The following is an 11,553-nucleotide window of genomic DNA, read 5'->3' on the forward strand; positions in this document are numbered from 1 at the left end:
CTATTTCGCTGGCCACAGCTCGGCTAGAGCCCATAAAAGTCGGGGCCGGATCCCTCGTAGCTGGGGTTAACCCGCAGGTTTAAGTGGGGGCAGACGATCTCGCAGGTGCGGCACTGGATGCAGTTTTCCAAAGCCATGGCGTGGGAGCGGATGCCGTTTTGCTCGCGGATGTGGTGGACTTCCGCGGTGCAATCGGCCACGCAGGGGGTGGGGCGGTTGAGCTTGTCGTAGGTGGCAATGCACTGGCGGCAGATCTCGGCGCTGAACTCGAGGATGTGCCGGTTGCCTTCGGGGTAGCGGGGATCCGCAAAAAAGACGGCATCGGATCGCGAGAAATAGCCCGCTCGCGTGGTCAATGTTTCGGGATCCACAACGCTGGGGGCCACAAAGTCCGCCTGGATGGCGGCATGGGGGGCCACATATCCCCGTGGGGGTGGCTCGCTGGCGCTGACCCGTCCCGTCAGCAGGGTATAGGCACGCAGGAGTTCCCTGCCGCGACGCACGGGATCCTGGAGGCCCCAGCGCAGGGATCCCAGCCAAGGGTGGCCGGCATCCACGCTGCGGCAGATCTGGGGCAGGTACGCTTCCAGCAGACGGGAGTTTTCCAAAAAGGCCTCCCGGAAGTAGCGGCTACGGTAGAGATCTTGGCCAACGGAGCTCTCCATCACCGCCTTTTGGTAGGCCTCTTGGATCCGCAGATCTCCTTTCAAGAAGCCGTCGTGAATGAGGCCCGCTGCTAGGTAGCCGGTCTCCATGGCGTTGTTGATCCCGGCCAGGCTGCCCACATCCAGCACCCCCAGGGCATCGCCCAAAAGCAAAGCCCCTTCGACGCCAAAGCGGCTGGGCAAGCTGTAGTAGCCCCCCTCAGGAATGACGGCAGCCCCATATTTGAGCAACTTGCCGCCGGCAATGAGGGACTGGATCCAGGGGTGGGCCTTGAACTCCTGCAGGCGCTGCTGCGGGTTGAGGTTGGGGTTTTTGCTGTCGAGGCCGATGATCAAGCCCAGGGCCAGGCGGTTATCTTTGAGGCCGTAGACAAAGCCGCCGCTGAAGCTGCCATCCAAAACCGGGTAGCCCAGGGTATGCCACACCTGCCCCTGCAGTGAGCCAGGAATCTGCCACAGCTCCTTGACCCCCACTGACCACAGTTGCGGGCGGGGGCGCAGGTGAAATCTTTCGATCAGGTCCTTAGAGATAAACCCCTTGTCGCCAAAACAAGTGAGCTCGGCAAAGACACAGTCTTCATAAACCTGGCCGGAGTCGCTCACCCGCACCCCAATGACTCGCTCCCCCTCATAGAGGATCTCATGGGCGGCAAAGCCAGGGAATACGTCCAGGGTGACGTTGGGGATCCCTTTAGCCTTTTCTTGTAGGGTTTCGGCTAGCCAGCGAATGACATGGCTGAGGGTGAGGATGAGCTGCCCCTGTTTGCGCAACCCCTTTGGGATCACTGCCTCTGGCAAGTCCCACCGTTCCTGGGATCCCAATATGCTCAGGTGGCTCACCTCCACCCGCCCCTCGTGGGGAAATCCTTGGCTCTCAAAATCCGGGAAAAGCCTGGCGATTACCTGGGGATTGCAGATGGCACCACTGATGATGTGCCCGCCGAATTGCCGGGCTTTTTCCAAAAGGGCGATGGAGAGCTTGAGCCCCGAGAGCTTGGCCAGATCCAAAAGGCGATGGGCCAGGATCAGGTTGGAGGAGCTCCCCCCCACCAAAAGCAGGTCGTAGCGGATGGCGTCACTCATGCAAAATTCCCCACCCAGTGGCTCTGGAGAGTCTGCCCGTATCCTAGAAAGGAAAAGTGGAAAGATCCCAAAACTTTAGACCTTCTCAAGGCTTTGGGCGTTCTCCCCGCGGGGGCCCACCCCCAGCCTCTTGCCTTGCTTGGGTAGGGATCCCTCCTTCCTGCAATTTTTCCAGCTAGCCGGATTCGAGCCTCTCTTGCCAGAGAAAAAGGGGCTGTCTTTGAGCTGGCTTGCGGTCTTACTGCTAGCTGGCAGAGCTTGGATTCTACGCTAAACAAGTTGTAGGCGGCAATGAAGGAACATCCTCTGTCCAAGTCTTTCTTGGCAACGCTGGTTGGAGCCTTCTTTGTTCTTTTAGGCTGCAGCGTTGTGCGGCACCACTTGTTTCAGTCGGGAGGGTATGATCTCGGTATTTTCGACCAAGCTGTTTATTTAATCAGCCGTGGCGAGGTTCCTTTTTCTACTATTCGCGGGATCCACATTCTTGGGGATCACGCAGCTTTTATCTTGTATCCTCTCAGTCTCTTGTATCGCATTGTTCCCTCTGTATATTGGCTGTTTGGCATCCAAGCTCTGGCACTAACGCTGGGAGCGCTGGCCGTTTACCATCTGGCGCTCCAGGCCGAGATTGATTCTGGCAGGGCGAGAACAATTGCCGCCGCCTATCTTCTCTACCCAGCCATCTTCAACGCCAACCTTTTTGATTTTCATCCAGAAGTGTTGGCCGTTCCCCTTTTTTTGGCCGCTATACTCTGTGTTCGCTCTGGCAAGCTGTGGGGGTTTTTGCTGTGCCTAGGCGGCATCCTCGGCTGTAAGGCGGCATTGTCTCTCAATGTCGCTGCCCTGGGAGTTTGGCTTTTGATCTGGGAAAGCCGGCGGATTGACAAGCGCTGGCAACGGCGCTGCCAAGTGGCCGGCTGGCTTGCCATAGCGGCAGGGTCGGCTTGGTTTGGCGTGGCTACTTTTTGGATTATTCCTCACTTCAGTGGCAGCGAGCCGGCAGCCGTTTCTCACTATAGCTATTTGGGCAGTTGTGTTCCTGAAATTATCCAAAACTTGGTTCTCAAGCCAACATTAGTCCTGGGCAAGGTCTTCTCTCTCGACACCCTATTCTATGGATTTTTGTTAGTCATCCCTGTGGCTTGGGGCCTCTCTTGGCGCCACTGGGATCCCTGGATCCCTGCCCTGCCAACTTTGGGGCTGAATATCCTTTCTAGCAATCCTGCTTATCGGGACCTGGTGCACCAGTACGCGCTGCCTGTTGTTCCTTTTCTATTTCTAGCTGTTATCGAAAACGGGAAGACGACCAACCCTCCCGCCTCTTCTGCGAAAGTAAACAAAACAGCCCTGATCTGGTCTTTGCTGGCTTTTTTGGCTTTGGCCAAGTATACCTTTTTCGGCTCCCTCTATCTCCAGTCTCTCGACACTTGGCAGGCCACTCGTGAGGCCCTTGCCCAGATCGCCACCTCAGGGGGCGTTCTCACCACCCATGAGATCAGCCCCCACCTCACCCATCGGCGGGTTATTTACTTTACCGACGAGAGCCGCTTTAAGGGATCCCCTCCCGACCAATGGGATCCCTTTGATTATGTCTTGCTCAACAGCCGCCATCCGGGGTGGCGCAGCAGCCCAGAGTTCTCCCAGACCCTGATTGCCGCTTTACAAAACGAAACCTCATTTCGACTTCTCTACCATCGCGATGGGGTGTATCTGTTCTCCAGGCTACGAGAAAGATCCTGACAGGCAGCCGCAGCAATGCCCTGCCTCATCGCAACAAATCGTTAAAAAAAATTGTTACGTCGATCTAAAGAAATTCTCCAAATCGGCAAGGCTTAACCTGGGCTTGGTCTCTCCTTAACTTCGAGCCACTAGTTTTGTAGTGCCTATCCTTATGCGTGAAAACAGTCACGCGGGGAATAGATGTTTTTTGTAAAACATCTAGCTTCTAGAAGACCGACAAGACAAGAGAAGAGGAGAACCAAAGTGAATAGCAATCCGCATGGCCCCCGGCTCCGTCATGGGGACGAGCCTCTGTGCAATCATTCGCCCAACCCTACCTTCAGCAGCATTCTGGAAACCCGCCTGCAGCGGCGCCAAGTGCTGCAGGGCGGCATTGCGGCGGCAGTGGCCACCTTTTTCGGCCTGCCGGCGCTAAACGGCGCTTCCAAATCTGCCAAAGCGGCCAGCGGCAGCTCCTTGCTGGGCTTCAAGGCGATCCCCGTGAGTGCAGAAGACAAAGTGGTGGTGCCCGAAGGCTACACGGCTCGACCGCTGCTGGCCTGGGGTACCCCCATCACCGGCACCTACCCACAGTTCAAGCTGGAAAACACCGGCGCCGAGCAAGGGATGCAGGTGGGCAGCCACCACGACGGCATGCACTTCTTCCCCATTGATGGGAAGGATCCCTGGCAGGGCCGCTCTGATGAGGGCTTGTTGGTGTTCAACCACGAGTATGTGGAGCCGCGCTTCATGCACGCTGCCGCCAAGGGGCAAAAGTTTGACGACGAGGACTATCCGGTCAATCCCGACGGCAGCCGCGATCCCGATCAAGTACTCAAAGAGCTGAACGCCCACGGGGTGAGCATTGTCCACATCAAGCAGCAGGGGGACGGCAACTGGACTGTGGTGCGGGATCGCCTCAACCGCCGCATTACCGGCCTCACCCTCATGGAGATCCACGGGCCTGTGCGGGGATCTGACTTCGTCAAGACCAAGTTCAGCCCCGATGGCACGATGACGCGGGGCACCTTGAACAACTGCGCCCACGGCGTTACCCCCTGGAACACCTACCTCACCTGCGAAGAAAACTGGGCCGGCTACTTCACCAACACCAGCAAAGGGCCGGATCAAAAGCCCAACCTGCCCCGCGAGCACAAGCGCTACGGCGTGAGCACCGAGACCTCCCGCTACGGCTGGGAGCTGGCCAGCAACAAAGCCGACGAGTTCATCCGCTTCAACGCCACCCCCACGGGCGCCGATCCCACCCAGGACTACCGCAACGAGCCCAACACCTTCGGCTGGGTGGTGGAGATCGATCCCTTTGATCCCAGCAGCACGCCCAAGAAGCGCACGGCTCTGGGCCGCTTTGCCCACGAGGGCGTGGTGTTCCAGCCGCCGGTGGAAGGGCAGCCGATTGTGCTCTACATGGGGGACGATGCCCGCTTCGAGTACATCTACAAGTACGTCTCTGCCGAGCCCTACCGCAAGGAGACGGCAGGTGGCCACCTGTTGGATAAAGGCACCCTCTACGTGGCCAAGTTCAACGAAGACGGCACAGGGGAGTGGATCCCGCTGGTGTTTGGGCAAAACGGCCTCACGCCCGAGAATGGCTTCACCAGCCAGGCGGACGTGTTGGTGAACACCCGCACGGCGGCGGATTTCGTCGGCGCCACCAAGATGGATCGGCCCGAATGGGGAGCGGTGGATCCGCAAACCCGCATGGTCTACTTCACCCTGACCAACAACAGCCGTCGGGAACAAGACCAGGTGAACGCTGCCAACCCCCGTCCCAAAAACAAGTGGGGCCACATCATCCGCTGGAAGGAAGCCAACGACCGGCCTCAAGCCACCCGCTTTGAGTGGGATCTCTTTGTCTTGGCCGGGCCGCCTGAAGATAGCCGCACCCTATCAGGTCAACCCCTCAATGCAGATAACATCTTCAACTCTCCCGATGGGCTGTGGTTCGATGCCAGCCGTCGCCTCTGGATCCAGACCGACACCAGCGAAAGCAATCTCAACCAAGGGGATTTTGCTCCTTTTGGCAATAACCAAATGTTGGCTGCCGATCCGGATACAGGGGAAATTCGCCGCTTCTTGGTAGGGCCGATTGGACAGGAGATTACCGGTGTGGTCACCACTCCCGATCAGCGCACCATGTTCATCAACGTGCAGCACCCCGGCTCCACCACCAGTGACGAGGACTTTGCCGCCGGCAAGGTCGATTCCCGCTGGCCAGACTACGACCCCAATCTCTACCCCCGCTCGGCGGTGGTGGTGATCACCAAAAATGACGGCAAAAATGACGGCGGGATCATCGGCACTTAATCGGCGCTGAATCCTCATTATCAACCGCATCACGCAATCAGGCGGCAGGGATCCTTCATCTCTGCCGCTTTCTTGCACTCATAGTCGCTTCAGGTTAGGTTGAGACGCCAGGGCTACGAGGAATTAATCCCACAGGTTTAAATCCGTCACTGCCCCCAGGCTGCTGCTGGAGACCAGCTTGGCGTACTTGGCCAGAACACCCCGTTTGTAGCGGGGCTCGGGCGGAGCCCAGCGGGCGCGGCGGCGGGCCAGCTCTTCCTCACTAACATGCAGGTGCAACAGGCGAGCGGGGGCATCGATGGTAATGAGATCCCCTTCCTCCACCAGGGCAATGGGGCCGCCTACGTAGGCCTCAGGGGCCACATGGCCCACCACCATGCCGTAGGTGCCGCCGGAGAAGCGGCCATCGGTAATCAGGCCCACGCTGTCCCCCAGGCCGGCGCCGATGATGGCCGAAGTGGGGGAGAGCATCTCCCGCATGCCGGGGCCGCCCTTGGGGCCCTCGTAGCGGATCACCACTACGTCCCCCGGTCGAATTTGGCCGGCGAGGATGGCCTGCAGGCAGGATTCTTCTGAGTTGAAGACTCGCGCCGGCCCCGCGATCTTGGGAGTCTTGACGCCGCTGATCTTGGCCACCGCCCCTTCGGGCGCGAGGTTGCCTTTGAGGATAGCGATGTGCCCTTGGGGGTAAAGGGGGCTGTGCCAGGGGCGGATGACCTCTTGGTCGGGGCTGGGCTCGTCGGGCACGTCCCGCAAAACCTCGGCAATCGTCTGGCCGGAGATGGTGAGGCAGTCGCCGTGCAGCAGGCCGTGGTTGAGCAAGATCTTCATTACTTGGGGGATCCCGCCGGCCCGGTGCAGATCGGTGGCAACAAACCGGCCTGAAGGCTTGAGGTCGCAGAGGACGGGCACGCGGGCGCGGATGGTCTCGAAGTCATCCAGCGTCAGGGGCACTTCTGCTGCGTGGGCAATGGCCAAAAAGTGGAGCACGGCGTTGGTGGATCCCCCTACCGCCATGATGACCGAGATGGCGTTCTCAATGCTCTGGCGGGTGATGATGTCCCGGGGTCGGATATTGGCTTGGATGGCCTCAGCCAAGACCTTGGCCGATTGGGCAGCGCTTTCGGCTTTCTCTTCGTCCTCTGCCGCCATCGTGGAAGAGTAGGGCAGGCTCATGCCCATGGCCTCAAAGGCGCTGGACATGGTGTTGGCCGTGTACATGCCGCCGCAGGATCCAGCACCGGGACAAGCATGGCGCTCGACTGCCAGCAGCTCGTCCTCGGAGATGCGGCCAGCGCTGTACTCCCCTACGGCTTCAAAGGCGCTGACGATGGTGAGGTCGCGGCCGTTGTAATGCCCCGGCTTGATGGTGCCGCCGTAGACGAAGATGGCGGGCACGTTGAGACGGGCCATGGCGATCATCGCCCCCGGCATGTTTTTGTCGCAGCCGCCGATGGCCAAGAGACCATCCATGCTCTGGCCGTTGACCACCGTCTCGATAGAATCGGCGATCACCTCCCGCGACACCAAGGAGTATTTCATCCCCTCCGTACCCATGGAAATGCCGTCGCTGATGGTGATGGTGCCGAAGACCTGAGGCATGCAGCCGGCGGCCCTGAGGGCAGCTTCGGCGCGCTCGGCCAGGGTTTGGATGCCGATGTTGCAGGGAGTGATGGTGCTGTGGGCGTTGGCAATGCCGACGATGGGCTTGCCGAAGTCCTCATCACGGAAGCCCACGGCCCTGAGCATGGCGCGGTTGGGAGAGCGCTGCACCCCCTGGGTGACCACTTGGCTGCGCAGCGGAAAAGGAGGGTTGGCCATCATAGGTAAAGAGCGGGACAATAAGCCCGCGCTGGGATCCAATTCAAAAAAAACAAGTAGAACCTATCCTACTCGGTTTTTCGCCAGGCAAGCCGAACGAGAACCCTGCCGGCAGGCCAAATCTAAAGCAACCCTGTAAGTTCTCGGCTCTCGCTGTCGGGATTGGCCAGCCTAGCTAGTAAGAATCCTGAGGAAGCCTGCGATTATGGTGGTCAGTTCTTCTCCGCCCGTAGTGCCCAGCAGCGCCGAGCGCGAGATGGCGCGGGATGTGCTTACCCTCTCCCGGCATGTGCTGCAGCAGTTTAGCGGCTTTACCCCTGAGGCCCAAGACTTCAGCGCCCTGATGAACCGCATTGCTCTGGCCGGCAAGATGATCGCCCGCCGCCTCAGCCAGGCAGGGCTGATCGAGGGGACGCTGGGGGTAACCGGCAGCGTCAATGTGCAGGGGGAAGAGCAGCAGCGGATGGACGACTACGCCAACCGGGCCTTCATCCGCGCTTTGGAGCAGACCGGCCTGGTGTGCCGGCTGGTATCAGAAGAGCTGAAAACGCCGGCCCGCCTGCCGGAAAACTGCTCCCTCAGCCGCTTGGCCCTGCTGATCGATCCCTTGGATGGATCCTCCAACATTGACGCCAACCTCAGCGTCGGCTCTATCTTCTCCGTTCTTCACCCCCTTGAGGATCGTCCGGAAGCAGACAACCAAGATCTCCTCCAGCCAGGCCGTCGCCAACTGGCCGCCGGCTACATCCTCTACGGCCCCAGCACGCAACTGGTCTATTCCGTCGGCAAGGGAGTACACAGTTTTACCCTGGATCCCAGCTTGGGCGAGTTCATCCTCTCCAAGAGCGACCTTCGCATTCCCGAACGCGGCTCCGTCTACAGCCTTAACGAGGGCTACTTCTGTCAGTGGAGCGAAGGGATCCAGAACTATGTCCGCTATGTCCACCGCCGCGATGGCTACACCGCCCGCTACAGCGGCGCTCTGGTGGCGGATTTTCACCGCATCCTGTTGCAGGGAGGAGTGTATCTCTACCCTGGCACCCGGCAAAAACCAGAGGGCAAGCTGCGGCTGATGTACGAGGCCAACCCGCTGGCGTTTTTGGCTGAGCAGGCGGGAGGCGTAGCCACCACCGGCACCGAGGCCATCCTGGACATCGTGCCCCAATCCCTGCACCAACGAGTGCCTTTGATTATCGGCAGCCGCAAGAATGTGGAAGAAGTGTTGCGCTGCCTGGAAGGGTCGTTGACCCCCTAGCCACCCTTCCCAACCCCGCCCACCCAAGCTGAGCCGACCCTATGGCAACCCTGACTGAAAACCCCTTGCGCGTTGGCCTCAACCAAGAGCGCATTCCGGATCCTTGTATTTTGGTGCAGTTTGGTGCTTCCGGAGATCTGGCCGCCCGCAAGCTGATCCCGGCCTACTACCGGCTATTCGTGCAGCGACGGCTGCCGCCGGAGTTTACCCTGGTGGGGGTGGCCCGGCGCGACTGGAGCCACGAGGTCTATCGGGACAAGATGCGGGCGGCCCTGGAAGAATTTGCCCCCCAAGATCTGGGGCCAGAAGCCCTCTGGCAGGACTTCGCCAGCCGCCTGTTTTACTGTCGCCTGGATATTGGCGATGCCGAGGGCTACCTGCGCCTCAAGCAATTCCTCAGCGAATTGGACGAAGAGCGGGGCACCCGCGGCAACCGCGTGTTTTACCTGGCGGTGGCGCCGGACTTCTATGCCCAGGCCCTCCAGCAGTTGGGGGCAGCGGGGATGCTGGCGGATCCAACCAGGACGCGGGTGGTGATTGAAAAGCCCTTCGGCCACGACCTCACCTCGGCCCAGGAGCTGAACCGCCTTGTGCAGCGCATCTGTCAGGAAGAGCAGGTCTACCGCATCGACCACTACCTGGGCAAAGAGACGGTGCAAAACCTGCTGGTCTTTCGCTTTGCCAACGCCATCTTTGAGCCTCTCTGGAACCGCAACTACATCGACCACGTGCAGATTACGGTAGCGGAAACGGTGGGGGTGGAGGACCGGGCCGGCTACTACGACGCTGCCGGCGCTCTGCGGGACATGGTGCAAAACCACCTGATGCAGATCTATTGCCTGACTGCCATGGAGCCGCCCGTCTCCTTGCGCAGCGACGGCGTGCGCAACGAAAAGACTAAGGTGCTGCAGGCCACCCGCCTGGCGGACACTCGCAATGTAGCTGCGGCAGCAGTGCGGGCCCAGTACGGCCCTGGTTGGATTGGCGGCAAGCCGGTGCCAGGCTATCGCCAAGAGCCCAATGTTAACCCCAACTCGCAAACCCCCACCTACGTTGCCCTGAAACTGGAATGCGACACCTGGCGGTGGCAGGGGGTGCCCTTTTACCTGCGCACCGGCAAGCGCCTAGCCAAGAAGGTCTCCGAGGTGGCCATCTACTTTAAGCAGGTGCCGCTATCTCTTTTTCCTTCGGCAGCGCGGGAGGTGAGCCCCAACATCCTGGTGCTGCGCATACAGCCCAACGAGGGCATCTCCTTGCGCTTTGAGGCCAAGATGCCGGGGCCGGAGATCCGCACCCGCTCGGTGGAAATGGATTTTCGCTACGGGACAGCCTTTGGGTCAACCACGCCAGATGCCTACGAGCGCCTACTGTTGGACTGCCTGCTGGGGGATCCCACCCTGTTCACCCGCGCTGACGAGGTGGAAGCCGCCTGGCGGGTGGTGACGCCGGTTTTATCGGCCTGGGAAGCCCAGCCCGGCGGCAATGGCAGCAGCGTTGCGCCGCCGCTGTACACCTACGAAGCCGGCACCTGGGGGCCGAAGGCCGCCGAAGACCTGCTGGCCCAGTCGGGGCGGCGGTGGCGACGCCTCTAGTTTGTTTCAATCGCTGCCTTTACCCCCAGCCCCTCTTCCTCAGGGAGGGGGGAGTTGGAGGCCGCCGACACGTTCGCGACAGCGTTGGATAGCAATATGGTTGAAACCAGTCCTGGCAGGAAGGATCCCCGCTTGCTGCAGCTAACATGGGCATGGCCTGTTTTTGCGTGGGTGTCATGCCGCCACTGTTATTCCGGTTGTCTGTCCGGTTTTTGCTAACCTTGCCGCTGGGCCTCGCCATGGTGTTGGGGAGAGGGAAATGGGATCCCGCTCGAGCCCAGGTGTTGCTGCGTGTTCCCCTGCCCAATGGGGAGTTGATGCGGGCGCAGGGGCTGCAACTGGCCACGGACGCGCTGCGGCTGGCCCAGTTTGGCCAGACGGAAGAGGCGCTGCGCCGCCTGCAACTGGCGGTGGCCATGGTGCCCACCTCTTCCGAGCTGCTCTACGTTTTGGGCAACGTCTATCTGGAGCTGGGGAACTCTGCCCAGGCCGTGCAGGTGCTGCAAAGGGCCCGCGCTCTGGCTCCCCAGGATGGGGATGTCCTCTACTCCCTGGGAGTGGCTTACTTGCGGCAGGGCAGCTATTTTGCCGCCGCTGAAACCCTGGAACGGGCTGTTGCCTTGCAGCCAGATAGCCCCAACGCCCGCTTTCAACTGGGCAATGCCTACCTCATGCTCGACCAATGGGATCGCGCCCGGCAGGAGTATGAGAAAACCTTGGAGTTGGATCCCGCCTATTGGCCGGCCATGAACAACATCGGCCTGGTGGACTATGAACAAGGGGATCTGGAGGCGGCCATCGAGCGCTGGGAACGCACCATCGAGATGAACGACGCGGTGGCAGAGCCCTACCTAGCCCTGGCTACGGCCCTCTACGTTCGCGGCGAAACCGAACGGGCGGAAGAACTGGGGGCCAAGGCCATGCGCCTGGATCCCAGCTATGCCCGGCTAGAGGTGCTGCGGGAGAACCTGTGGCGGGAGAACCTGCTGCGGGATGTGCAAATCCTCCTGCGCACCCGTCCTGTTGCAGAGGCTCTGCAGCAAGCCGCCATCGAGCAGTTCAACCAGCAGATGGGCCTTGGGAAAGAGTAGGC

Annotated in this window: 7 protein-coding genes; 5 read left to right on the forward strand and 2 right to left on the reverse strand. The window is 60.4% G+C overall.

The features are described from left to right. Window positions 1-23 precede the first annotated feature (23 nt). On the reverse strand, window positions 24-1,748 hold the full coding sequence (locus tag CYA_RS07990) for a 4Fe-4S dicluster domain-containing protein (RefSeq protein WP_011430526.1): 1,725 nt from the start codon (window positions 1,746-1,748) through the stop codon (window positions 24-26). A 369-nt stretch (window positions 1,749-2,117) separates the two neighbouring features. Here CYA_RS07990 and CYA_RS07995 point away from each other — a divergent pair, with 369 nt between their 5' ends. Both CYA_RS07995 and CYA_RS08000 read left to right on the forward strand, forming a co-directional pair. Beyond that, entirely contained in the window at window positions 2,118-3,488 is a 1,371-nt protein-coding gene (locus CYA_RS07995) for a DUF2079 domain-containing protein (protein ID WP_228375222.1), read from the forward strand. A gap of 243 nt (window positions 3,489-3,731) precedes the next feature. Further along, window positions 3,732-5,792, forward strand: a complete 2,061-nt coding sequence (locus tag CYA_RS08000; RefSeq protein WP_011430528.1) for a PhoX family protein — start codon at window positions 3,732-3,734, stop codon at window positions 5,790-5,792. Between the two features lie 123 nt (window positions 5,793-5,915). Here the strand turns inward: CYA_RS08000 and ilvD are convergent, their stop codons facing one another. After that, entirely contained in the window at window positions 5,916-7,613 is a 1,698-nt protein-coding gene (ilvD, locus tag CYA_RS08005; protein WP_011430529.1) for a dihydroxy-acid dehydratase, read from the reverse strand. Window positions 7,614-7,869: 256 nt separating this feature from the next. Between ilvD and fbp the strand changes: the two genes are divergently transcribed. The 3 genes from fbp to CYA_RS08020 all read left to right on the forward strand — a co-directional run bounded on the left by fbp (window position 7,870) and on the right by CYA_RS08020 (window position 11,551). Further along, window positions 7,870-8,868 carry a class 1 fructose-bisphosphatase gene (fbp, locus tag CYA_RS08010; protein WP_011430530.1) on the forward strand — a complete coding sequence of 333 codons (999 nt, stop codon included), beginning with the start codon at window positions 7,870-7,872 and terminating at the stop codon, window positions 8,866-8,868. 41 nt (window positions 8,869-8,909) lie between these two features. Then, window positions 8,910-10,460 (forward strand): glucose-6-phosphate dehydrogenase, encoded by a 1,551-nt coding sequence (zwf, locus tag CYA_RS08015; RefSeq protein WP_011430531.1) that lies wholly within the window; start codon window positions 8,910-8,912, stop codon window positions 10,458-10,460. Between the two features lie 176 nt (window positions 10,461-10,636). Next, window positions 10,637-11,551 carry a tetratricopeptide repeat protein gene (locus CYA_RS08020; RefSeq protein ID WP_228375223.1) on the forward strand — a complete coding sequence of 305 codons (915 nt, stop codon included), beginning with the start codon at window positions 10,637-10,639 and terminating at the stop codon, window positions 11,549-11,551. The last annotated feature ends 2 nt before the right edge of the window (window positions 11,552-11,553 follow it).

The sequence above is a fragment of the Synechococcus sp. JA-3-3Ab genome, from assembly GCF_000013205.1.
Classification (GTDB): Bacteria; Cyanobacteriota; Cyanobacteriia; order Thermostichales; family Thermostichaceae; genus Thermostichus.

Bases quoted from the DNA above. Each gene is read 5' to 3' on its own strand.
- zwf (WP_011430531.1), top strand. From the start codon at position 8,910: ATGGCAACCCTGACTGAAAACCCCTTGCGCGTTGGCCTCAACCAAGAG.
- CYA_RS08020 (WP_228375223.1), top strand. From the start codon at position 10,637: ATGCCGCCACTGTTATTCCGGTTGTCTGTCCGGTTTTTGCTAACCTTG.
- fbp (WP_011430530.1), top strand. From the start codon at position 7,870: ATGGCGCGGGATGTGCTTACCCTCTCCCGGCATGTGCTGCAGCAGTTT.
- CYA_RS07990 (WP_011430526.1), bottom strand. From the start codon at position 1,748: ATGAGTGACGCCATCCGCTACGACCTGCTTTTGGTGGGGGGGAGCTCC.
- ilvD (WP_011430529.1), bottom strand. From the start codon at position 7,613: ATGGCCAACCCTCCTTTTCCGCTGCGCAGCCAAGTGGTCACCCAGGGG.